The following is a 24,087-nucleotide window of genomic DNA, read 5'->3' as shown; positions in this document are numbered from 1 at the left end:
CATTGTGATAAAAAATTCATATTATCCAAACATGCCCTTTAGTGCTACAATAGCTATATTATTCCTAGATGGGAGGTTCTATTTTGGATTGGTCCATTGTTGAACAATATTTACCGCTCTATCAAAAGGCTTTTTTTCTGACCCTACATATCGCAGTTTGGGGAATTTTGGGTTCTTTTCTTGTTGGTCTAATTGTTAGTGTCATTCGTCATTATCGCGTTCCTATCTTTTCACAGTTAGCAACAGCCTACATCGAATTGTCACGAAACACGCCTCTTTTGATTCAACTCTTCTTTCTCTACTTCGGTCTTCCCCGAATAGGGATTGTTCTTTCTTCAGAAGTCTGTGCAACAGTCGGACTCATCTTTTTAGGTGGCTCCTACATGGCAGAATCTTTCAGAAGCGGACTGGAAGCAGTTAGTCAAACCCAGCACGAGATTGGTCTAGCCATCGGTCTAACGCCTGTACAGGTCTTTCGCTATGTGGTTCTTCCGCAAGCGACTGCGGTAGCCCTACCGTCCTTTAGTGCCAATGTCATTTTTCTCATCAAAGAAACCTCAGTTTTCTCTGCGGTAGCCTTAGCCGATCTCATGTACGTCGCCAAGGACTTGATTGGACTCTATTATGAGACAGACATTGCGCTAGCCATGTTGGTAGTTGCTTACCTGATCATGCTTCTACCCATCTCTCTAGTCTTTAGCTGGATGGAAAGGAGGCTCCGCCATGCAGGATTCGGGAATGCAAGTACTCTTTCAGGGAAATAATCTCCTGCGAATTCTACAAGGATTGGGTGTCACGATTGGAATTTCCATTCTCTCTGTCCTTCTATCAATAATTTTCGGAACAGTCATGGGAATCATCATGACCTCCCATTCTAGAGTTATTCGTTTTTTAACACGCTTTTATCTGGAATTTATCCGTATCATGCCCCAGCTGGTACTACTTTTCATCGTTTATTTCGGCTTGGCTCGAAACTTTAATATCAACATCTCAGGCGAGACTTCTGCTATTATCGTTTTTACACTCTGGGGAACAGCTGAAATGGGGGACTTGGTACGTGGGGCCATTACTTCCCTCCCTATACATCAGTTTGAAAGCGGACAGGCTCTGGGCTTGACCAACTTGCAGCTTTACTATCACATTATCATTCCACAGGTCTTGAGAAGATTGCTACCACAAGCCATCAACCTTGTCACTCGGATGATCAAAACGACTTCCTTGGTTGTCTTGATTGGGGTTGTTGAAGTTACCAAGGTTGGACAACAAATCATCGACAGCAATCGCTTGACCATCCCAACCGCTTCCTTTTGGATTTATGGAACCATTCTGGTCCTGTATTTCGCAGTCTGTTTTCCTATTTCCAAACTATCCACTCACTTAGAAAAACATTGGAGGAACTAAATGTCTGAAACTATTTTAGAAATCAAGGACCTAAAAAAATCCTTTGGAGACAATCCCATCCTCCAAGGTCTTTCTCTGGATATCAAAAAGGGGGAAGTAGTTGTCATTCTAGGACCATCTGGTTGCGGGAAAAGTACACTTCTCCGCTGCCTCAATGGCTTAGAAACCATACAGGCTGGGGATATTCTTCTGGACGGCCAGTCCATTATTAGCAACCAGAAAAACTTTCACCTGATTCGTCAAAAGATTGGCATGGTCTTTCAAAGTTATGAACTCTTTCCTCACCTAGATGTCCTTCAAAACCTCATCCTAGGCCCTATCAAAGCTCAGGGACGAGACAAGAAAGAAGTAACGGAGGAAGCTTTACAACTACTGGAACGTGTGGGTTTGCTCGATAAAAAAGACAGTTTTGCTCGCCAATTATCCGGTGGACAGAAACAACGAGTGGCAATTGTCCGTGCCCTTCTCATGCATCCAGAAATTATCCTCTTTGACGAAGTGACGGCTTCGCTGGATCCTGAAATGGTGCGTGAAGTTCTGGAACTCATCAATGACTTGGCTCAAGAAGGGCGCACCATGATTCTGGTAACCCACGAAATGCAGTTTGCCCAAGCTATTGCAGATCGGATAATCTTTCTCGACCAAGGGAAAATTGCTGAAGAAGGAACGGCTCAGGAATTCTTCACCAATCCACAAACCAAACGAGCACAGGAATTTTTAAACGTCTTTGACTTTAGCCAGTTCGGCTCATATCTATAAAGGAGATTTTTATGAAACTACTCAAACCAATTCTAACTGTTTTTGCTCTAGCATTTACACTTATCTTTGTCACAGCTTGTAGCTCAGGTGGAAGCTCTGATGCTTCATCAGGAAAAACAACCGCCAAGGCCCGCACTATTGACGAAATCAAAAAAAGCGGTGAGCTTCGAATCGCCGTATTTGGAGACAAAAAACCATTTGGTTATGTTGACAACGACGGTTCTTACCAAGGTTACGATATTGAACTTGGGAACCAACTGGCACAAGACCTTGGTGTGAAAGTTAAATACGTTTCCGTCGATGCTGCCAACCGTGCGGAATACTTGATTTCAAACAAGGTGGATATCACCCTTGCCAACTTCACAGTTACTGACGAACGTAAGAAACAAGTTGACTTTGCCCTTCCTTACATGAAAGTTTCCCTCGGTGTTGTGTCACCAAAAGATAAAGTCATCAAAGACGTTAAAGAATTAGAAGGCAAAACCTTGATTGTTACAAAAGGAACAACTGCTGAAACTTATTTTGAGAAAAATCACCCAGAAGTAAAACTCCAAAAATACGACCAGTATAGCGATGCCTACCAAGCCCTTCTTGACGGACGTGGAGATGCCTTCTCTACTGACAATACGGAAGTCCTAGCTTGGGCACTTGAAAACAAAGGATATGAAGTCGGAATTTCTTCCCTCGGAGATCCAGATACTATTGCGCCAGCAGTTCAAAAGGGTAATCAAGAACTTCTTGACTACATCAACCAAGAAATTGAAAAATTAGGTAAAGAAAACTTCTTCCACAAGGCTTATGAAAAGACACTTCATCCAACCTACGGTGATGCTGCTAAGGCAGATGATCTAGTTGTTGAAGGTGGAAAAGTCGACTAATACTCTTCGAAAATCATAACCACCCGTCTAACGGGTGGTTTGCACTAGGGCTATAAGCCCAAATTACCAGCCAGCGCCTAAAGGCGCTGGCTTTCACGTTGTTCAAGCCTCATTGCTCTTGACTCGTCACTTGCCTCTTAAAGAGGCTTTAGTATTACTTACCACTATCCCTAAAGGGATCCTCATATTCTTTTACACTTAATTTATCTAGTGCTATATCATGCTTTTCCTGTTCTTGAATATATTTCTTAATTGTGGCTTCATTAAGCCCTACTGTACTTACATAATAACCTTCTGCCCAGAAATGCCGATTCCCAAACTTGTACTTGAGGTTGGCGTGTTTGTCAAACATCATGAGTGCACTTTTACCTTTTAAATACCCCATGAAACTTGAAACACTTATCCTCGGTGGAATACTGACTAACATATGTACATGGTCTGGCTTTAAGTGACCTTCGATAATCTCAACACCTTTATAACTACATAATCGATGGAATATTTCTCCCAAACTGCTTCGATATTGATTATAAATTACTTTTCGTCTATACTTAGGGGTGAACACAATGTGATATTTACACATCCACTTTGTGTGTGATAAACTATGTGCCTTTTGTGCCATATTTTTCTCCTTTCGCTTTACAATTGGCTTGAACACCTTTACTGTATCGCGTTTGGAGTTTTTTGGTATAACCTTCGATGCGCACCCGCATAGCGGGTGGTTTATTTGTCTCGCACCTTGCGGAGCGAGACGGACTAATAGTCACATAATAAACAGAAATCAGGTAATCCTAGTGACTACCTGATTTTCTATATTTTAGGCGTTTTGCCAATTCTCTTGGTCTTCTTTAAAGCGTTTTAGAAGGTCCAATCCTTCTGGAGTAATGTAACCTTCTTCTTGGGCTAGGTGAATCAGCTCACTGTAGTTTGAAAGAGTCACCAATTTCACACCTGCGTCTGAGAAATTCTTATCTGCTTTTGGCAATTGATAACTGAAAATAGCTACGACACCAAGAACATCGGCTCCTTCGCATTTAGCAGCTGCTACGGCTTCAAGAACAGACCCACCCGTTGAAATGAGGTCTTCAACAACAACCATCTTTTGCCCCTGAGCTACGCGACCTTCGATTTGGTTACCAGCTCCGTGGTCTTTTGGTTTGCTGCGGATGTAGGCAAAAGGCAAGTTCATCTTGTCAGCAATAATCGCTCCGTGAGGAATCCCTGCTGTCGCAGTTCCTGCAATCACTTCTACTTCTGGAAATTCTGCTTTAATAGCTTCCACAAAACCATTTTCAATCAAGCTACGAGTTTCTGGATAGGCAAGCGTCACACGGTTGTCCGTATAAATCGGCGATTTGATACCTGATGCCCAAGTGAAAGGCTCCTCTGGTTTGAGGTAAACGGCTTGGATTTTCAAGAGGTGGCTAGCGATATCTTTAGCAAGTGTCATAGTATTCTCCTTTTGTTTTTATAATCTATTTCTTTAATTTCTGTCTTGGTTCCATTCATCCTTGATAGCATGATAAGCTGCAACAGGATCCTCAGCTTGGGTAATGGGACGTCCTACTACGATATAGTCACTACCGATTTGATAAGCATCCGCTGGCGTCATGACGCGTTTTTGGTCTCCAACCGCAGCTCCCGCCGGACGAATTCCTGGTGTCAGACAGATAAAATCTTTGCTTGTTGCTTCTTTGATAAGCTTGACTTCCTGAGCTGAGCAAACGACACCGTCCAAGCCCGCTTCAGCTGTCTTCTTAGCATAGTGAATGACCGATTCTTGAAGACTGGTTTGGATATTTTGAAAATCCTGCATCTGGGCTTCTGACGTTGATGTAAGCTGGGTCACAGCGATCAATTTTGCTTGTGTCCCAAGACCTTCACGCGCAGCCTTCATCATCTCCACACCACCAGCAGCATGAACATTGGTCATGTCAACACCAAGCTGAGATAAGACCTTCATAGCCGATTTAACTGTATTGGGAATGTCATGTAGCTTGAGGTCCAAAAAGACACTATGCCCCAATGACTTCAAATAACGGACAACTTCAGGACCTTCCGCATAATAAAGCTCCATCCCTACTTTTAGATAAAGACTTTCTTCTGCTGGGAAAAGAGATAAAAATTTCTTGACCGCCTCAAAACTAGGAAAATCAAGAGCAATAACTGGACGATGTTCACGCATACCTTTCTCCTTTTACCTTTACGAGCAAGAGAGTATGGTCAAAAACAAACCACGAAAAAAGGAACCTGCCAACAGCAAGGTTCCACGAAAAATGGGTAGTCTCCACCCTTTCACCGTCTAACCTTAGCTGCCTCCCTGGACTGCTTTAAAGGGTTTTTTCTATTCTATTATTTATAGTAGGACTTGTCAAGCAAAAACTCGAAACTGGATTTCTATACCATTCAAAATCAAGAGGAAAAGTTAGTCTATCGACTCTGTGATTGCTGGCTCGTTTGGCTTTGATTTCCTTGTTCTTCTTGTTTTTTCTTTTCTTCTTCCTGTTTTTTCTTCTCAGCTTCCTTGGCCTCTTGCTTGGCTTTTTCCTCAGCCTCTTCTATCAATTTATCCGCTATCGTATAGCTGTATACTCCAGCTTCCATATCGACTACACTCGGTTCTGACAATTGTGGCTTGATTTTGCTGTAATAAGGCAATTTCTTGCTCAATTCTGATAGGGGAACCAAAATCTCATCTGTATCCAGCATGGTAATTTTTAAAAGATCTGCTGTTGCCTTGCTCGGCGCTAATTCGATTTTCTGGATTTGACTCTTGATATCCTCACTGATAGTAGACAATCCCGTTATCAGTTCTTTCACCTGCTGCTCATCGTTAAAGGTAACTGTCAGATAAGTCTCAGGCAAGTTTAAGCGATCAACAGGAGTTGACTCTACCGTACCACTAGAAAGAATAGGATAATGTTCTTCACCAGACACATAATAACCAACAATATCGAATTCCTTAACCTCAATCGTAAAGTTAGTCGGAAATTGATAGTTAATCTTCGCTGATTCTATCCAATGGTTGGACTTGATTCGCTCAGCGTATGTTTCCTTATCCAACAATAGGGCTAAGGTATAGTCGCTATCTTGAATTCCAGAAGCCTGTTTGATGTCATCCGCCTGGGTGTTACTATTTCCCTTAACCTCGATATTTTTGATGGTCGAAAGTGGAGTCAACAAATAGACTGAAAGAAGGAGGACCAGGACACTGGGTACCAAGATACTCACAGCTCGCCAAATATGAACAGGCGCAATTTTAGGCTTGGCAGGTTTTTCTGGTTTTTCTTTTTTCTTCTTCTCTTTTTCCTCTTTGACTTTTTGGTCATCCTTTTGAGATTTTTCTTCTTTTTCGGATGGTTCCTTGCTTGGACTTGAGGCTTCCTCATCTGACTCACTCGATGATTTCTTGGATTCCTCCAATAGTTTCGAGTTGGCTTCCTTTCGAGCTTGTTTTTCCTTTTCCTTCTCTTCAGCAAGGGCAGCTTCTTCCTCAGCCTTCTTCTTCAGATATTCCTGGTTTCGTTTCTGCCATTCAGACAATTCTTGCTTCTGGTTTGATTCTTTTTTCTTATCCTTTGACATTGATATTCCTTATGCTAGGTCTTTTCTTAGTAGATCGTAAAAATCTGCAAGAGATTTCAATTCAGTCGAAGCTTTCATGCTTGCTTGGTATTGGTCCTTGTGACTAAGCAAGTGACTGAGTTTCGCCTCCAAGTTTTCCAAGGTCAAGTCACTTTCTTGAAGTTCTTCTGCATAACCTTTCTTAACAAAATAGGCTGCATTTTCAATCTGGTCTCCTCGACTTGCTTCACGACCCAATGGTACGATGAGATGGAGTTTCGCCATGGCCAAGAGCTCGAAAATCGTATTGGCACCGCCACGCGTCACCACCACATCTGCCATCTCCATCAAGGGTTGATAGAGATCCGTCACATAGTCAACACGAAAGAGATTTTGACTCAACTCATTGAGGCTTGAATCTCCAGTGAGATTGATAATATTGTAGCGCTCTGTCAGTTCTTGCTTATGATCTGTCACTAATTGGTTAAATACACGAGCTCCTGCAGAACCACCAACAAACAATACCGTTGGCAATTTAGGATTAAAGTGGGTTTGGATATCTACCAATTCATCTGGTTCAGGAGTTTTTTGGTCTGAAACCTTGGTCACTGCTCCCACATGCTCGACTTTTGCGAGACCAGCAGCCTGCTCAAAGGTTGAATACATCTTGGTCGCAAATTTATAGGCAATTTTATTGGCCAAGCCCATAGACAGGTCAGATTCATGAATAAAGACAGGCACTCCTGACACTCGCGCTGCGATAACCGGCGGTACAGAGACAAATCCTCCCTTAGAAAAAAGAGCCTGTGGACGCAGTCGTAACATGATAAAGAGCGATTGAACAATTCCCCAACCAACTTTAAACACGTCCAGCATATTTTGCCAAGAGAAATAGCGACGCAACTTCCCAGTCGCAATAGAGTGGAAGGTCACATTCAAACCTGACTTGAGGATTTCTTGGTGTTCGATTCCGTGTTTATCACCAATATAGTGAACTTCCCAGCCGTCTTCGATGAACTTGGGCATTAACAAAAGGTTGAGGGTGACATGTCCAACCGTCCCCCCACCTGTAAAGACAATTTTTTTCATATTATTCCTTTAACTCCGCTACTGTGTCGATGAAAAGATCTCCACGTACTTCAAAGTTAGCATACATATCCCAGCTAGCATTAGCAGGACTGAGGAGAACCACGTCTCCTTGAGTCGCTAGCTCATAAGCCTTGCGAGTCGCATCAGCAATATCTGTCGCATCTACATAAGCCACACCAGCCTTATCCGCTGCCCGTTTGACACGTTCTGCAGATTGACCGAGGATAACCATCTTCTTGAGCCCTGTAATATCTGGCACCAATTCGTCAAACTCATTGCCACGGTCCAAACCACCTGCAATTAAGATAACCTTACTGTTGTCAAATCCTGACAAGGCTTTTTGAGTAGCCAAGATATTGGTTGACTTACTATCGTTATAGAATTTGACACCCTTGATTTCATCCACAAATTGGAGACGGTGTTTGACACCTCCAAAGGCTGAAAGAGTTTCCCTGATGGTTTGGTTGTCTACACCACGAAGCTTGGCTACAGCAATGGTCGCAAGGGCATTTTCTACATTGTGGCTACCTGGAACACCGATTTCATTAGCTGCCATGACCACTTCCCCACGGAAGTAGAGTTGACCATCTTCCAGATAAGCTCCATCAACCTTTTCCAATGTTGAAAATGGAACAACAGTGGCTTGTGTTTTGGTAGCCAATTCTTTTGCCAAATCTTGGTTAAAGTTCAATACAAGGAAATCAGCTTCTGTCATCTTGTTCTGGATATTCCACTTAGCTGCCACATACTCTTCAAAAGAACCATGATAGTCGATATGAGTCGGCATAAGGTTGGTAATAACCGCAATCTCAGGATGGAATTCTTGAACACCCATCAGTTGGAAAGAAGAAAGTTCCATGACAAGTGTGTCCTTGGCTGTCGCAGTTTGAGCCACTTGACTAGCAGGATAGCCGATATTTCCTGACAAAAGACCATGTTGGCCGGCAGCAGTTAAAACTTCCCCAATCATCGTCGTTGTGGTTGTTTTCCCATTTGAACCTGTGATACCGATAATTGGCGCTTCCGAAATCAAATAAGCCAATTCCACCTCAGTCAAGACTGGAATCCCCTTTTCCAATGCCTTTTCAATCATGGGATTGCTATACGGGATACCTGGATTTTTCACCATCAGAGCGAAATCTTCATCCAAGAGTTCCAAAGGATGCCCACCAGTGACAACCTTGATCCCATCTTCTAGCAAACTTTGCGCAGCAGGATTTTCCTCAAAAGGCTTGCCGTCATTTACTGTCACAATAGCACCCAGCTTGTCCAGCAAACGAGCCGCAGACTCACCAGACTTAGCCAAACCTAAAACAAGTACTTTCTTATTTTTAAATTGATCGATTACTTTCATGTCTCAAACTCCATTTCTACTCCTACTATTTTACCATTTTTATGGAAATAATACTAAACGAAAATGCTCTAGTCCTCATTCTAGCATAGAAAAAGAGAGCCATAGCTCTCTTTCTATTTATCTTCTTCTGCTCTTTTTTACAGGCATGAGCGTAATGTCTCTCAAGCTAAAGTAGGCTAGAGCCAGCATGGCGATTGTGACAAAGAATTCTGTCGGTAATTGGAAGATTTGCAAGATGGACAACATCAGCAAAATCAAGAGTGCAACAACTACAAAGACCAAGATAACGATGTTGACTGTTCCTTTGATACTTTGGGGTGTCGCAAATACATAGAGTAGTAATAAGAGTATCCCTATGATTAAATAGACCATCTTTATCTCTTTCTAGCTCTTATTCAGCTGATTTTTTCTTTTTGTTGGCTTTCTCACGCTCTGCCTTGTTGAGAATTTGCTTACGCAAACGGATTGACTCAGGCGTTACTTCCATGTACTCATCGTCGTTCAAGAACTCAAGCGACTCTTCAAGTGTCAAGATACGAGGTGTCTTGATAACCGCTGTTTGGTCCTTAGTAGCTGAACGTACGTTGGTCATTTGTTTAGCCTTAGTGATGTTAACTGTCAAATCGTTTTCACGAGAGTTTTCACCAATGATCATTCCTTCGTAAACCTCAGTACCTGGGTTGACAAAGATGGTTCCACGTTCTTCGATAGACATGATTGAGTAAGTTGTAGCCTTACCAGCATCGATGGAAACAAGGGCACCGCGGTGACGTCCACCAATTTCTCCTGGAATCAATGGCAAGTATTGGTCGAAGGTATGGTTCATGATACCGTAACCACGAGTCATTGACAAGAACTCAGTTGAGTATCCAATCAAACCACGCGCTGGAACGAGGAAGACCAAACGAGTTTGACCATTACCAGTTGAAATCATATCCAACATTTCACCCTTACGTTCAGAAAGACTTTGGATAACAGAACCTTGGTATTCTTCTGGAGTATCGATTTGAACACGTTCAAATGGTTCACATTTAACACCATCAATCTCTTTTACGATAACTTCTGGACGAGATACTTGAAGCTCATAACCCTCACGACGCATGGTTTCAATCAGGATTGACAAGTGCAATTCTCCACGTCCTGAGACAGTCCATTTATCTGGTGAGTCCGTTGGGTCAACACGAAGGGAAACGTCTGTTTGCAATTCTGCTTGCAAGCGTTCTTCCACCTTACGAGAAGTCACCCATTTACCTTCTTTACCAGCAAATGGTGAGTTGTTGACCAAGAAAGTCATTTGAAGAGTTGGCTCATCGATGTGTAGGATTGGAAGAGGCTCAACTGCATCTGTCGGTGTAATCGTCTCACCAACAAAGATATCTTCCATACCTGAAACGGCAATCAAGTCACCTGCTTTAGCTTCTTGGATTTCACGACGTTCCAAACCAAAGAATCCGAAGAGTTTTGTAACACGGAAGTTCTTCGTTGTACCATCTAGTTTAGAAAGGGTAACTTGGTCCCCAACTTTCACACTACCACGGAAGACACGACCGATACCGATACGACCTACGAAGTCATTGTAGTCCAAGAGTGAGACTTGGAACTGCAAAGGCTCATCTGAGTTGTCTACTGGAGCAGGGATATGGTCGATAATGGTATCAAAGATTGGTGCCATTGTTTTTTCTTGATCAGCTGGATCGTCTGACAATGAAGAAGTTCCGTTGATAGCTGAAGCATACACCACTGGGAAATCAAGCTGGTCATCGTCTGCACCAAGCTCAATGAAGAGCTCCAATACTTCGTCTACTACTTCTGCTGGACGAGCTGATGGTTTGTCGATTTTGTTAACAACCACGATTGGGACAAGGTCTTGTTCCAAGGCTTTTTTCAATACGAAACGAGTCTGTGGCATGGTTCCTTCGTAGGCATCTACGACCAAGACAACACCGTCAACCATTTTCATGATACGCTCAACTTCTCCACCGAAGTCCGCGTGTCCTGGTGTGTCCATGATATTGATACGAGTTCCGTTGTAAGCAACGGCTGTATTTTTCGCAAGGATCGTAATACCGCGCTCTTTTTCGATATCGTTTGAGTCCATAGCACGCTCTGCCAACTCTGTACGAGCATCAAGAGTTTCAGACTGCTTCAATAATTCGTCAACGAGGGTTGTCTTACCGTGGTCAACGTGGGCGATAATCGCAATGTTACGGATATCTTCTCTTAATTTTGTCATGATTTCCTCTAATATTTAAATTTTTATTTCTAACTGAACAATTATACCACAGTCTCATTCAAAAATCACAGTTCAGCTAAGTGTAAATGTTTTCACTCTACTTTTCTAGTCAGGCAACTCTTTTCAAAGTCAGAGACTTATGATAAGATAAGCTGGTATGCGTTTAGATAGATTATTAGCCCAAGAAAAGGTCAGTCGCAAGGCTATGAAACAGGCTTTATTAAAAAAAGAAATCCTAGTAGATGATTGTCCAGCTCGCTCACTGGCTCAAAATGTCGACACTGGGTTGCAAAAATTAGTCTTTCAAGGACGACAAATCCAAGGCTACGAGCACAACTACCTCATGCTTCATAAGCCAAACGGAGTCGTTACAGCTAGCAAGGATAAGAAACTTCCAACTGTCATGGACCTCCTCCCACCTGACATCCAGTCTGACCAGCTCTACGCTGTCGGCAGATTAGACCGCGATACGACGGGACTGCTCCTTTTGACAGACAATGGACCTCTTGGTTTTCAACTCCTTCATCCCCAGTACCATGTCGATAAATCCTATCAAGTGGAAGTCAACGGACCTCTCACGTCAGACCATATCCAAAAATTCAAAGAGGGGATTGTCTTTTTAGATGGGACTACTTGTAAACCTTCTCAGCTTGAAATTCTGTCCGCAAACCCAACAGAGAGCCGGGCCTCCATCACTATCTCTGAGGGCAAATTTCATCAAGTCAAGAAGATGTTTCTATCAGTTGGTGTCAAGGTGACTGCCCTAAAACGAGTCCAATTCGGTGATTTTACATTAGACCCAGAACTAGCAGAAGGCCATTATCGTCCCTTGAATCCAGAGGAATTGGAAATTATTAAAATCTATTTAGAAAAAAGTGGATAAAAGAAAAAAGCTTTAAATTTAAAGCTTTTTTTATCTTCTTTAACTCTTATGTAAGATAATTCCAATAATCCAGTTAAGAGCAGAAAGAACAATACCTACAATAGATACAATTCTCTCTGTTTTAAAGTCTAAGCCAGATTCTTTTTGAAGTTCATTAGCAAACAATACACCAGTGATACCTAAACCAATACCTCCCAACGGAAATAACAAACTAAGAATGATAGATAGAATACCCACCAAGAGTGGATTTTTTTTCTTTTCTTGCATTTTCTGAAAATCCCTTAAAATGTTTATTAATTTAGTATAGGAGACCGACTTTATCATCTTTTTCCTTGATCTTAGCTCGTCTTGACCTTCCCGTTCCAAGAATCCAATCCATAAGAAAGGATATAAATATCAGAGAAACCTTGTTTTTTCAGATAAAGTGCTGCATTAGTCACTCGTTGTCCGCGTTGATTTTCGTAGAGAAGGACAGGTTTATCCTTGCGAAGGGCTGCAAGGCTTGACTTCAACTGATTTGAAGGAATATTGCGAGCTCCGAGGATATGTTTTCTGTGAAATTCTGCTGGTTCACGGACGTCAATCAATTGCCCTTTTCGAATCAAGGCTTCAAATTCTGCATTATCCACAATCTTAGCCGCACGACGAATACGAAGGTAGTTATACCCCATCCATGCCGCCATCGCTAGTACGATTCCCCACAAAACCCAAATTGTCATAAGTTCTTATCTCCATTTTTCTCTATGTAGTCTAATTCTATCTTGTGCTCTCTACGAAGAACAGCTTCCGCCTCTAGATAGTCTAGCTTGTCCATCAGACCTGCATCATAGATCCGAGAGAGTTCGAGCTTCATCAGTTCAATATCATACAAGCGCTTCCCCATATAAACAATAATGCCAAACTGTTTGAGAAATTGCTGCACATCATAGAATGTTTTCATAGCTTTCATTCTAACAGATTTTAGACTTTTTTTCAATACTGGACCGGCTCTTTCCCCCTATTTTCTTCGTCTTCATTGCCCATTCTTCCGCAAGTGTGGTACAATAAAAACATGAGAATTCAACAACTACACTATATTATCAAAATCGTCGAAACTGGCTCTATGAATGAGGCAGCCAAGCAACTCTTTATCACTCAACCCAGTCTCTCTAATGCTGTTCGAGACTTGGAAAATGAAATGGGCATTGAAATCTTTATCCGCAATCCCAAGGGCATCACCTTGACCCGTGATGGGATGGAGTTTCTCTCCTACGCTCGTCAAGTTGTCGAGCAAACTCAGCTTCTGGAGGAACGCTATAAAAATCCTATCGCCCACCGTGAACTTTTCAGCGTTTCCTCTCAGCACTATGCCTTTGTAGTCAATGCCTTTGTCTCTTTGCTCAAGAAAAGTGATATGGAAAAATACGAGCTCTTCCTTCGTGAAACTCGGACTTGGGAGATTATCGATGACGTCAAGAACTTCCGTAGCGAGGTCGGTGTCCTCTTTTTAAACAGCTACAACCGCGATGTTTTAACGAAAATGCTAGATGACAATCACCTGCTAGCCCACCACCTCTTCACAGCCCAACCCCATATCTTTGTTAGCAAGACCAACCCTCTAGCTAAAAAAGACAAGGTCAAACTGGCTGATTTGGAAGACTTTCCTTATCTGAGTTACGACCAGGGGACGCACAACTCCTTCTACTTTTCAGAGGAGATTCTTTCACAAGAGCACCACAAGAAATCCATCGTAGTCAGTGACCGTGCCACCCTCTTTAACCTTTTGATTGGTTTAGATGGTTACACCATTGCAACAGGAATTTTGAACAGTAACCTCAACGGGGACAATATCGTTTCCATTCCGTTGGACATCGACGACCAGATTGAACTAGTCTATATCCAGCATGAAAAAACCAGCCTGTCTAAGATGGGCGAACGCTTTATCGAATACTTACTAGAAGAAGTTCAATTCGATAATTAATAGGAAAAATGAAAAAGAGAAAAAGAAAAAGTTAGGAAATAGAAAGTGAAAAAGATACTACTGACCAGTGCTTTAATCCTTTCAATCGCAGGATTAGCACCCGCATCCGTCTTAGGAGAAGAAAACACAACTCAATCCACATCTGCTGTCAAGGAAGCAATTGCCAAAGAAGAAAAGAAAGAATCGAGTCTTGAGGAAAACTCTAAATCAGAAGTTCTTCCGAAAGTAAATGTGCAAGAAGACAAGCCCAAAAAAGAAGGATGGTACCAAGAAAATCACCACTGGCGTTTTTACCAAGATGATAAACCTGCTTTGAACTGGAAACAAATCCAAGGCAAATGGTACTACTTCGATCAAGATGGTAATCGTCTTCATTCTACTGTCTACAAAGGCTATGCCTTTGACCAAGATGGTGTCATGATAGAAAATAGCTGGACCAAATTGGACAACCAATGGTATTATGCTGATTCTTCTGGACGACTAGCTCAGAACACCTGGAAAAAAATTAACGGCTCCTGGTACTATTTTGACCAAACTGGAAGCATGCTCAGCAACACTGCCGTTGACAGCTATCTTCTCACAAAAAGCGGAGCTATGGCAGAAAAGGGCTGGACTAAATTAGACCAAATTTGGTACTATGTCGCTCCTTCTGGAAAGATCTCACAGGATAAATGGGAGAAAATCAACGGTTCTTGGTACTATTTTGACAAAGACGGTGGAATGCTGAGTGCGACAACCTTTAAGGGTTACCTCTTCAACCAGAGTGGAGCTATGGCAGAAAACAACTGGGTCAAAATCAAGGATACTTGGTTCTATGCGAACGGGTCAGGGAGATATGTCCAAGAAAACTGGCAAAAGATTCAAGGTTCCTGGTACTCATTCGACCAGAATGGTGGGATGCTAGCAGACAAATGGAAAGGAAGCTACTACCTTAAAACCAGTGGAGTCATGGCGGAGAATGAGTGGATCTTCGATAAAGCCTACAAGAGCTGGTTCTATCTAAAAGCGGATGGCCGTTATGCAAATCAGGAGTGGGTTGGAGCATACTACCTCAAGTCAGGTGGTTACATGGCAAAGAGCGAATGGATTTACGATAACTCTGACAAAGCACGCTACTACCTAGATGATAATGGACATTATGTTTCAGGAACTTACAAGATAGACGGTAAGGAACACCTGTTCCAAAAATACGGCCAATGGATTTCTGAAGTTTCAACTGAAGGTGGATTTACAAAAGGCCTATACAGCAATACCATTTTCCTAGATCCTGGTCATGGTGGTCGAGATTCAGGTGCCTTTTACTACAATGTAGCTGAAAAAGATCTCAACATGCAGATTTACCGTAAGCTTCGTACTAAGTTAGAAGAACTAGGCTACAAGGTCCTCACTTCTCGTGATAGTGATATTGACGTTGATTTTGTTACCGAGCGTTCTCGTATGGTTAATAAGACCAACTCTGATATTTTTATCAGTATTCACTTCAACGCTACTGGTAATACCTACTCAAAAGCGAGCGGTATTCAAACCTACTCCTATAGCGATGAACCTGATTATCCAAGTAAGATTAATAAATACTGGCACAATCACCCAGATCGTATGAGTGAAAGCAAACGCCTCGCCGCTGCCATCCACTCCTCTCTCCTAGCAGAAACAGGGGCCAAAGACGCTGGTCTGTTGGAGAGCAGCTATGCCGTACTACGCGAAACAGCCAAACCAGCCGTTCTCCTAGAACTTGGTTATATGGATAATTTTTCCGAAAACCAACAAATCAGAGATAGCCACTACCAAGATAAACTGGTCGCAGGCATCGTAAAGGGAATCCAAAAATATTACGCTGGTCAGTAAAAAATAGTCTCGAGAAATCTCGAGACTATTTATTTGCCTTCTTTTTTATCTTTATCAGGAAAGAGGTAGCCAAGTCCTACACAAGCTAGCACACCAGCACCAATTACCAAACCACTAGAAATTGGCAAGAGATCAAAAATAGCATTTGCAATGATAAAGGCAATGATCAAGCACATCAGACTAGACTTGTAGTCTTTTTTCAAAAAGTTTTCTATCGTGAAATAGAGGAACAATCCTACCGGAATAAGTGACCAGAGGTTGACATCCAAACTTGGCCATCCAACAGATCCGAAATATAATACTAGCGCTGCTGCTACTAAAAATACAAGTCCCAATAATTTTTTCATTTTTATGTCTCCATTTTCTTTTTTTGGTTCTTGAGTTGTCTGATACTAACCCCTCACGCCCCTTACATGAACCATTATAGCAGAGGAATTTTTCAAGAACAAGCCCTTTTGCCTATCTGGTCAATATCTCTGTCTAAGTGGTTGAATAGTCGTGATAAAAGAAAAAAAAGCCCTAATGGGCTTCTTGATTCTGCCGATTGCAGGGCTTGAACCTGTGACCTACGCGTTACGAGTGCGTTGCTCTACCAACTGAGCTAAATCGGCGATTACCCTTTTAGTATAGCACTCTGAGAATAGATGTCAAGAAATTTTCATCTCCATTAGAAAAAGCCTGTCCTGAGACAAGGCTTTGAGTTTCTTCCTTTTACGAACCGGCACTTTCGTAGGCATCCAAGCCCCTGTCCCAGAGTTTCAAAGAAATGACAAAAAAGACAAGAGAAATCACAATTAACCCACCAATGTTAAAGAGCCCGTCCTTGTCCTGCAAGAAATAGCTAGCTGGATAGTAGGCTGTAAAGGCGAAAGGTACGATAAAGCTAATCAACCAACGAAGAAGAGAATTGTAAATGGAAATCGGATACTTGGCAAAATCATTAAACATATAAAAAATGTAAATCATAGCACCTGACTGCTTGGTCCAAAAAGCGATGCTGGCAGTCGCGATTTTCAAGGAAGTATAAATCAAGGTCGCAAAAGGAATACAGACTAGGAAAAGCAGGAATTTGGGAAGAGTCCAAGCAATGCTTGATACTGTTGTCGCTAGCAAAATACCTCCGACCAAAAGTTCACCCAAGGCATCAATCTGAAAGGTCTCAACCAGAATGTGAAAAAGAGGATTGATAGGACGAGTCAGATACTTGTCAAATTCTCCCTTTCGCACCAAGCGCTGCCCTAGTGCCCAGAGATTGTCAAAAAAGAGATGGTCCAATCCCTTAGGAATCAAGGAAAAACCATAGATAAAAGCAATCTCTTGAAAAGTCCAACCTTCTAGTGATGGAATGTGTTGAAAGATGACATTGAGAAACAAGAGGTTCAAGCCTTGAGTCAGAAAAACTCCTAGCACACCAACCACAAAATCCACCTTGTATTCCATGATTTGCTTGATGTATTGCCTGATAAAAATCAGATGCATACGCTGATATTTTTTCATACTAACCTCCTTGAATGGTGATAAAGGACTGGACTCGTTTCCAAATCAACTGAGACAAGCCCACCATCACTATGAGCCAGAAAAACTGGAGCAAAAGCGCTTGAAGAATCTGACTAGCATCGTATTTTCCAACAATGATCATGACAGGAGTGTAGATCAAGGATGAAAAAGGCAAGAAGGACAGAATATCTGAAACCACCTTTGGAAAGAAAGCCAAGGGAATCAGACTTCCAGACATAAAGGCCACCAAGGAAGTCTTAAGTAAATTGGAACCCCATAGATTTTTAAACACAAAAGCTGAAAATCCAAAGCAGATATTAAAGAAAAAGTTAATCAGATAGGCCAGCGTTAAGCTAAAAAGATAAAGGGTAGTTAGTCCCAGCACTTCTACTATCCCTTGCTCAGATAAGATTTTCATCAAGACAATAACACTTAAAAATGGCAGTCCAACAGAGATAAAAATCAACCACTTAGATCCAAGCTCTGTAAAGAGGTACGAAGCCGCAAAATGCACTGGTCGCAGCAAGCGCATGATAATGGAACCATCCTTGACCTCCTCCCCAATCATAAAGGAGCTATCAGACCTGGTCAAAAGATTAGTCACAAAACTCATGATGATGTAGAGGGTGATATCTGCCATACTGAAGCCTTGAATCAAGGACTCTTGCGAGGAATCAAAGACAGCCTTCCAGAGATAAAAGGCCACAAAAGCCCCCATGACATCGCCAATCCGATAAAGAAGAAAGTTGACTCGATAGGTAATCAACTCCTGAACACCTGCATTGATAAAGGGTTTATAACGTCTCCAAAATTTGACCATCTTAGAGCTCCTTTCGGTAGAAGCGACGGATAATATCCTCAATATCCGTATCCAGCATCTTCAAATCGCGAATCTCAAAATCAGACAGAGTTTGCTTGATAATATCAGCTGACTGGTAGCGGGAACTATCAAATTCAATGTTGAGGCTATTTCCTTGTCTATCAATGGTCATATCAGGTAGGCCTTCATAGTGAGAGGCGAGATGACTTTGACCAGGTAGCAGTTCAAAGGAGAGAGTCTTCATCTTGCCAAAAGTTTCCTTGAGCTGACTCACCGTTCCATCAAAAATCTCTTGCCCCTTATCAATCATAAAAATCCGATCACAAAGTTGCTCAATGTCGCTCAAGTCGTGAGTGGTCAAGAGAATAGTGGTCTCTTCCTCTTGATTGATCTGAGTAATGGCGCGACGAATGTTATCCTTAACGGAAACATCCAAACCAATGGTCGGTTCATCTAAAAAGAGAACCTTAGGATTGTGGAGCAAGGAAGCCGCAATGTCCGCCCGCATCCGTTGGCCAAGTGAAAGAGTTCGCACAGGGTCTTTGATAAAGTCCTTCAAATCCAAGACTTCATTCAAAAAGTCCATGCGCTTATGGAAGAGCGAGTCTGGCACATCGTAAATCTCTTTTAAAACCGTGTAGGTCTCTTGCAGAGCCAAATCCCACCATAGCTGGGTGCGTTGTCCAAAGACAACCCCAATATCCTTGACATAGTCTTGGCGATTGTCCTGCGGAATCTTGCCGTTAATCCGACAATAGCCCGATGTCGGCTTTAAAATTCCTGTCAGCATTTTGATGGTTGTTGACTTCCCAGCACCATTAGCTCCGATAAAGCCTAGAATCTGGCCTTTTGGAACTTCAAAGGTCAAATCCTTGACTGCTTCAAAGGTCTGCTTTTCAGGATGAATAAAGGAGCGCAAAGCTCCCTTTAACCCCGGCTCCTTCACTGTCTTCACAAAATTTTTCTGAAGATGTTCCACTTCTATCATTGCCATATCTATCTCCCTACCGTAAGGAATAGCAACATTGTATTTTTGACTACAAAAATTCTAAATCCTTACTTTCTAAACCCTCTAAATTTTATTATTACAGAAGGCTTTATACCAACCTATTATAGTCCAATAAAAAATGGAATGCAAGCGTTTGCCCAAAGTTTATGGAATTGAAAATTTTTCTCTTAAAGTGATATTTTTATACTCAATGAGAATCAAAGAGCAAACTAGGAAGCTAACCGCAGGCTGTACTTGAGTAAGGCAAGGTGAAACTGACGTAGTTTGAATTTGATTTTCGAAGAGTATTAGTCCAAAATTCTGGCTTAATAGTCTCCTTAAAACACCAAAAAAACCTGCCTGATGGGCAGGTTACGTATGTATTGATCAGCTAGATTATGCTTTACCTTCTGAACATAAATCATTTATTTACTATACTTCCTCATACAATAAAAAGAGCTATATTCAGGCATTCTTCTACCCACACTGTATTAGAAATATGCTTCATTATTCCCTTTAGTTCTTAAAAAAGTTTGGCAAAATAGGGGCAAAATCTTAAGTTGAATTTGCCACAAAACATATGACCTAATATGGTAGAGAGTTATCCTAATATATACAATACACCACGATCATTATATTAATTTTTGTAGTACTACAATACTAGAATAATATGAAAAAATTTTTCTATAATTGATGGAGAAAGAAAATATGTTTCCTATAGTACATGATCAGTTTTCAGACAACAAAAACTTCTTTTTACTATCTATTCCTCTATCAGTTTACTTTACTTCATTATTACCTTAGAATAAATAGATATTTTCATTTTCCAATATTACTTTAATACTGCTTAATTCTTTTTCAATTTTATGTTTATTATCTTCTTTAAAATCATAAAGCGAGGCCGATCTATTATCATAACTACATAATAGCAATCTGACAACAAAATATCTATCTAAGCTAAAATTACTTCTAGTCCCATCTTCACCAAGCTTCATAAATTCTTCATACAAATTTTCATCAAATGGTTTAAATATTGACTCCCACATCCATTTAATAAATTTTTTAGAAATAAATTGAGACACCATTAGATTTTCACATAACTTACATAAAAATTCTGATTCTCTTAAATCTTCGATGTTTTCTTTCATATATTGTCTATGAATAGATTTTTTCCATATTTTAAATTCTTCAATCTTCATTACTTCTTTATGAGACCGTTCTGAATGAGCTAGACAGAAAATCAATACAAAAATAATATCCTCTAATTTCATAAACATCAAAAGATAGTCTATAGCATTATCATCAAACAAATCTTGGCTATATCCTCCATTCAATAAAATATTTTTACTATGATTAACCCGTTTGTTCATGAGATATACTGGCATGTGCTCATCACTCATCATTTTTGAGAATAAATCAATAAAATTGTTATCTTTATCTTTGCTATCAATAGTCCATGAAAAAAGAATTGAAAAAATATCTGAAAAATACGTGCTATTTTTTCCTTTTTTATCAATCTCATTCAAAACATTCAATAAATCCATCATATCTTTAGGATTTTTCAGCTGATTTAAAAAGTTAATATCCTTTACTCTTTCTATCATTACTAAATATATCCTATAAATACAATAATTCCTTTTTAGATCATCTTGATTTGATTTATGAATTCCAAACGGCAATCTAAAACCATTTATATCTTCATTGCAGATTTGCCAAAAAATATCTTGATAATCTTCACTATCATAAAAGTTATTTTCTATATCATGTAATTTCCATAAATCTATTATTGCAAGATTTACAGTTTCTGTAGGCATTACCTTTAAACGATTTAAGATACTCCACTTGTGTATATAATACCAGTAAATAATGTCTAGATTTCTTTTAAGTAAAATAGCATGAACTATATACCTTATTTTTTTATTTTCTTCAGTTTCATAATACTTCTTTATTCTTTTTATTAAAGCGTCTATTTTTTCTGATTCACAATGAAATGCAAGATTATAGAATTTATGTAATTCTTCTTCATTTGAACTAACATCTGTACCCCTATTTATAATGTAATCAATTACTCTTTCAATTTTAAATTGTAAGTCATCCTCTAATCCTACCATTGGTCTTACTATAGTTTTAAAACTAAAAATGTTATTGAATAGGTTTTTAAAAGACTGTTCAATTTCTGCTCTTATTTTTAATTCTTCATATAAATTAGTAGTTTTATATAAATAACTTTGTGAAAAGGTTTTACTTGATAATGCTACTGACTCTATCAAAAGCGCCGTACAATAAGTTGAAATGACCACAAACGCAGAAAGCCAAATCACTTTAATATATTCTATAATTTCATTTACACTCTTGAATACATTATTTAATATTTCGAAATTGAATTTCAACTGTGAACAGATAACAATGATTGGGAAACTAGCGATCAGCCAAAATAGAAGGGTAACCGGGAGTTCATTAAATCTTCTTAACCAGAAATTATCATGAAATTTTATTTTCTTTATATTGTACCCTAAATAGAAATTATCTTTATTATCAATATCAACTGTCTGTCTCTCTAGAAAACTTGATATAAATATCATTATTGAAACTAGACCAACTGACATCAAAAACATATCTTTACCTTCTAATTGAATAGAAACGTTTCCTACTATCAAGAATGATGATAGTAACAATGTTATCCAAATCGCAATATTTTTAATTGGATGTATTACAACTCCAATAATAAAACCAACTAAATTGCCAATTTTTCTTAAACAAAATGATGATACAACTAATAATTTATCAAATAAAATATCCATAATACTTTACTATCCCCCTAAAGAACTATTATATTTGCTACTAATATTAAATGAGCATTCATAAAAAACGAAAACTACTATTTATAAATCTAAGAAACAAGCACCTTTATTATATCATAACAAACATATGTTTTTTGCATTAGATCTACAAACTCATAAAAATGTAACTATTATACTTAGGTTTCAGAAAGAAATAAAATAAGTGCCAGAATTACCTGTCTTAAACTTGTAAAATTGCTTTGATATAATAGAAATGAAGTAAGCAAATGTAAGAATTTGCCACATTATTTTTAGTGCCTCTATCTCCAATTTTATTAATTGCCTGTTCTAACCAATCAAGTAATTCTTTAGATGGTTAATACTATAGTCAATTGAAACAAGAACAAGACAAAAGAGCCTCTAAAAAAGGTATTACAACTTGGTAATACCTTTTTGAGGTGCTTTGCGATATAAGCCCATGTTTTCTCAATAGGATTGTACTCAGGTGAGTAGGGAGGAAGAGGTAAAATTTTATGCCCAAACTCTTCACATAAGAGCTCTAGCTTACCCATTCTATGGAATCTTGCATTGTCCATAATAATAACTAATGGTGTATTTAATATTGGTAGGAGAAACTTCTGAAACCAAGCTTCAAAAAAGTCGCTCGTCATCGTCTCTTCGTAAGTCATTGGAGCGATTAACTCACTATTTGTTAGACCTACAACCAAAGAAATCCTCTGATACCTTCTTCCATACACTTCACCTCCTATTAACTGATCTTTTAATAAGCGATCGTATTCTCGATAAAAATAAGTATCGAATCCCGTTTCATCAATATAAACAGGTGCTAAGTGCTTTAAACTATTAATTTTTTTGAAAGTTCTATCATTCATTTAGCTACTCAGCATTCCTAAAAAATTAGATGTTCCAATTTACTTTGGGAAAGACAGTGATTTCCTTTGAAAACAGGCGTAAAGTTATTATATTCGTTCGCCAAGGGTAGTCTTAGAATAATTACATTAATTTAGCAACTTTGGATATAGTAGTCTTAAGTATATTCTCTATAAAAGAAAACACAAAAACCCACCCAATGGGCAGGTTCTTTCTGTATTGTTCAGCTAGATTACGCTTTACCTTCTGAACCGAATACGTCGATACGTTCTTCAACTGATGCTTGGATAGCTTTTACACCGTCAGCCAAGAATTTACGTGGGTCGAAGAGTTTCTTCTTGTCGTATTCTGCTTCGTTTGCTTCGTAGTCACGAGCAAATTTACGAGTTGCGTTAGCGAATGCGATTTGGCATTCAGTGTTAACGTTAACTTTCGCAACACCAAGTTTGATAGCTGCTTGGATTTGGTCATCAGGAATACCTGAACCACCGTGCAATACGATTGGGAAGCCTGGTACAGCTTCAGTCAATTTTTGCAAGTGGTCAAGGTGAAGACCTTTCCAGTTTGCAGGGTATGGACCGTGGATGTTACCGATACCAGCTGCCAAGAAGTCGATACCAGTTGCAACCATTGCTTTAGCATCTTCGATTGGAGCCAATTCACCATCACCGATGATTCCGTCTTCTTCACCACCGATAGTTCCAACTTCAGCTTCTACTGATACACCATTTGCGTGAGCAAATTCTACAACTTTACGAGCTTTTTCAAGGTTTTCTTCAACTGGAAGGTGTGAACCGTCAAACATAACTGAAGTATAACCAACTTGAATACACTCAAGTGCATCTTCGTAGTGACCGTGGTCAAGGTGGATAGCTACTGGTACAGTGATACCCATTGACTCAACAAGGTTAGCGATCAAGTTGCGAGCAACTTTGTAACCACCCATGTATTTAGCAGCACCCATTGAAGTTTGGATCAAAACTGGAGCTTTTTTAGCTTCTGCTGCACGCAAGATAGCTTGAGTCCACTCAAGGTTGTTTGTGTTAAATCCACCAACTGCATAACCGTTGTCACGAGCTGCTTGGACAAATTTTTCTGCTGAAACGATTGCCATTTGTCAGGCCTCCTATATATTTTTTGGGACATCC

At 40.0% G+C, this 24,087-nt stretch carries 24 protein-coding genes, 1 tRNA gene and 1 pseudogene; 7 read left to right on the top strand and 19 right to left on the bottom strand.

Features of this window, described 5'->3' with window-relative positions:
• Positions 1-83 precede the first annotated feature (83 nt).
• From B7723_RS09060 to B7723_RS09045, 4 genes are read left to right on the top strand one after another with little or no spacing between them, the layout of a single operon-like run.
• Positions 84-764: an amino acid ABC transporter permease gene (locus B7723_RS09060; RefSeq protein ID WP_084849447.1), complete on the top strand. Its 681-nt coding sequence runs from the start codon at positions 84-86 to the stop codon at positions 762-764.
• On the top strand, positions 724-1,401 hold the full coding sequence (locus B7723_RS09055) for an amino acid ABC transporter permease (RefSeq protein WP_084849448.1): 678 nt from the start codon (positions 724-726) through the stop codon (positions 1,399-1,401). Before B7723_RS09060 ends, B7723_RS09055 begins: the two co-directional genes overlap by 41 nt.
• Entirely contained in the window at positions 1,402-2,160 is a 759-nt protein-coding gene (locus B7723_RS09050; protein WP_084849449.1) for an amino acid ABC transporter ATP-binding protein, read from the top strand.
• An 11-nt stretch (positions 2,161-2,171) separates the two neighbouring features.
• Positions 2,172-3,038, top strand: coding sequence for a cysteine ABC transporter substrate-binding protein (locus tag B7723_RS09045; RefSeq protein WP_084849450.1), 867 nt, complete (start codon positions 2,172-2,174; stop codon positions 3,036-3,038).
• A 154-nt stretch (positions 3,039-3,192) separates the two neighbouring features.
• On the opposite strand, the gene tnpA is transcribed toward B7723_RS09045, so the two are convergent.
• The 8 genes from tnpA to typA all read right to left on the bottom strand — a co-directional run bounded on the left by tnpA (position 3,193) and on the right by typA (position 11,275).
• Positions 3,193-3,657: an IS200/IS605 family transposase gene (tnpA, locus tag B7723_RS09040; protein ID WP_084849428.1), complete on the bottom strand. Its 465-nt coding sequence runs from the start codon at positions 3,655-3,657 to the stop codon at positions 3,193-3,195.
• A 195-nt stretch (positions 3,658-3,852) separates the two neighbouring features.
• On the bottom strand, positions 3,853-4,485 hold the full coding sequence (gene pyrE / locus B7723_RS09035) for an orotate phosphoribosyltransferase (RefSeq protein ID WP_084849451.1): 633 nt from the start codon (positions 4,483-4,485) through the stop codon (positions 3,853-3,855).
• Between the two features lie 33 nt (positions 4,486-4,518).
• Complete coding sequence (pyrF, locus tag B7723_RS09030; RefSeq protein ID WP_084849452.1) at positions 4,519-5,220, bottom strand: orotidine-5'-phosphate decarboxylase; 702 nt, start codon at positions 5,218-5,220, stop codon at positions 4,519-4,521.
• Between the two features lie 245 nt (positions 5,221-5,465).
• Entirely contained in the window at positions 5,466-6,620 is a 1,155-nt protein-coding gene (locus tag B7723_RS09025) for a cell division protein FtsQ/DivIB (RefSeq protein WP_084849453.1), read from the bottom strand.
• 9 nt (positions 6,621-6,629) lie between these two features.
• Positions 6,630-7,688, bottom strand: a complete 1,059-nt coding sequence (locus tag B7723_RS09020; protein ID WP_084849454.1) for a UDP-N-acetylglucosamine--N-acetylmuramyl-(pentapeptide) pyrophosphoryl-undecaprenol N-acetylglucosamine transferase — start codon at positions 7,686-7,688, stop codon at positions 6,630-6,632.
• 1 nt (position 7,689) lies between these two features.
• Positions 7,690-9,042: a UDP-N-acetylmuramoyl-L-alanine--D-glutamate ligase gene (murD, locus tag B7723_RS09015; RefSeq protein ID WP_084849455.1), complete on the bottom strand. Its 1,353-nt coding sequence runs from the start codon at positions 9,040-9,042 to the stop codon at positions 7,690-7,692.
• Positions 9,043-9,159: 117 nt separating this feature from the next.
• Positions 9,160-9,414 carry a DUF3165 family protein gene (locus B7723_RS09010; RefSeq protein WP_000262661.1) on the bottom strand — a complete coding sequence of 85 codons (255 nt, stop codon included), beginning with the start codon at positions 9,412-9,414 and terminating at the stop codon, positions 9,160-9,162.
• A gap of 19 nt (positions 9,415-9,433) precedes the next feature.
• Positions 9,434-11,275: a translational GTPase TypA gene (gene typA, locus B7723_RS09005; protein ID WP_000164119.1), complete on the bottom strand. Its 1,842-nt coding sequence runs from the start codon at positions 11,273-11,275 to the stop codon at positions 9,434-9,436.
• Between the two features lie 157 nt (positions 11,276-11,432).
• On the opposite strand from typA, the gene B7723_RS09000 reads away from it, so the two are divergent.
• Entirely contained in the window at positions 11,433-12,158 is a 726-nt protein-coding gene (locus B7723_RS09000; RefSeq protein WP_084849456.1) for a 16S rRNA pseudouridine(516) synthase, read from the top strand.
• A gap of 39 nt (positions 12,159-12,197) precedes the next feature.
• Here the strand turns inward: B7723_RS09000 and B7723_RS08995 are convergent, their stop codons facing one another.
• The 3 genes from B7723_RS08995 to B7723_RS08985 all read right to left on the bottom strand — a co-directional run bounded on the left by B7723_RS08995 (position 12,198) and on the right by B7723_RS08985 (position 13,107).
• On the bottom strand, positions 12,198-12,425 hold the full coding sequence (locus B7723_RS08995) for a hypothetical protein (protein ID WP_001156567.1): 228 nt from the start codon (positions 12,423-12,425) through the stop codon (positions 12,198-12,200).
• 71 nt (positions 12,426-12,496) lie between these two features.
• The gene (locus tag B7723_RS08990) at positions 12,497-12,877 is read right to left on the bottom strand and encodes a rhodanese-like domain-containing protein (protein ID WP_084849457.1); all 381 of its coding nucleotides are present in this window, start codon (positions 12,875-12,877) and stop codon (positions 12,497-12,499) included.
• Positions 12,874-13,107 (bottom strand): YqgQ family protein, encoded by a 234-nt coding sequence (locus B7723_RS08985; protein ID WP_000646473.1) that lies wholly within the window; start codon positions 13,105-13,107, stop codon positions 12,874-12,876. The genes B7723_RS08990 and B7723_RS08985 overlap by 4 nt, the downstream gene beginning before the upstream one ends.
• A gap of 102 nt (positions 13,108-13,209) precedes the next feature.
• Between B7723_RS08985 and B7723_RS08980 the strand changes: the two genes are divergently transcribed.
• Together B7723_RS08980 and B7723_RS08975 are read left to right on the top strand one after the other, a co-directional pair.
• The gene (locus tag B7723_RS08980) at positions 13,210-14,118 is read left to right on the top strand and encodes a LysR family transcriptional regulator (protein ID WP_084849458.1); all 909 of its coding nucleotides are present in this window, start codon (positions 13,210-13,212) and stop codon (positions 14,116-14,118) included.
• A 45-nt stretch (positions 14,119-14,163) separates the two neighbouring features.
• Positions 14,164-15,963 carry an N-acetylmuramoyl-L-alanine amidase gene (locus tag B7723_RS08975; RefSeq protein WP_084849459.1) on the top strand — a complete coding sequence of 600 codons (1,800 nt, stop codon included), beginning with the start codon at positions 14,164-14,166 and terminating at the stop codon, positions 15,961-15,963.
• A 29-nt stretch (positions 15,964-15,992) separates the two neighbouring features.
• Here B7723_RS08975 and B7723_RS08970 read toward each other — a convergent pair whose 3' ends face one another.
• The 8 genes and pseudogenes from B7723_RS08970 to B7723_RS08930 form a co-directional block, all read right to left on the bottom strand.
• Positions 15,993-16,310: a LiaF transmembrane domain-containing protein gene (locus B7723_RS08970; RefSeq protein ID WP_084849460.1), complete on the bottom strand. Its 318-nt coding sequence runs from the start codon at positions 16,308-16,310 to the stop codon at positions 15,993-15,995.
• Between the two features lie 191 nt (positions 16,311-16,501).
• Positions 16,502-16,574, bottom strand: a tRNA-Thr gene (locus B7723_RS08965).
• A 100-nt stretch (positions 16,575-16,674) separates the two neighbouring features.
• Complete coding sequence (locus tag B7723_RS08960) at positions 16,675-17,460, bottom strand: ABC transporter permease (RefSeq protein WP_000760729.1); 786 nt, start codon at positions 17,458-17,460, stop codon at positions 16,675-16,677.
• A 1-nt stretch (position 17,461) separates the two neighbouring features.
• Positions 17,462-18,280: an ABC transporter permease gene (locus tag B7723_RS08955; RefSeq protein ID WP_084849461.1), complete on the bottom strand. Its 819-nt coding sequence runs from the start codon at positions 18,278-18,280 to the stop codon at positions 17,462-17,464.
• Position 18,281: 1 nt separating this feature from the next.
• Positions 18,282-19,274, bottom strand: coding sequence for an ABC transporter ATP-binding protein (locus tag B7723_RS08950; RefSeq protein WP_084849462.1), 993 nt, complete (start codon positions 19,272-19,274; stop codon positions 18,282-18,284).
• A gap of 794 nt (positions 19,275-20,068) precedes the next feature.
• Positions 20,069-22,069: a hypothetical protein gene (locus B7723_RS08940; protein ID WP_239827356.1), complete on the bottom strand. Its 2,001-nt coding sequence runs from the start codon at positions 22,067-22,069 to the stop codon at positions 20,069-20,071.
• A 367-nt stretch (positions 22,070-22,436) separates the two neighbouring features.
• A pseudogene (locus tag B7723_RS08935) lies at positions 22,437-22,923 on the bottom strand (IS630 family transposase); the annotation flags it as partial.
• A gap of 248 nt (positions 22,924-23,171) precedes the next feature.
• Positions 23,172-24,053 (bottom strand): class II fructose-bisphosphate aldolase, encoded by an 882-nt coding sequence (locus B7723_RS08930; protein WP_001019005.1) that lies wholly within the window; start codon positions 24,051-24,053, stop codon positions 23,172-23,174.
• Positions 24,054-24,087: the final 34 nt, after the last annotated feature.

Source organism: Streptococcus oralis subsp. oralis (assembly GCF_002096435.1).
In the GTDB taxonomy this organism is placed as follows: Bacteria; Bacillota; Bacilli; order Lactobacillales; family Streptococcaceae; genus Streptococcus; species Streptococcus oralis_AA.
This window is presented reverse-complemented; position numbering and strand designations above follow the sequence as displayed.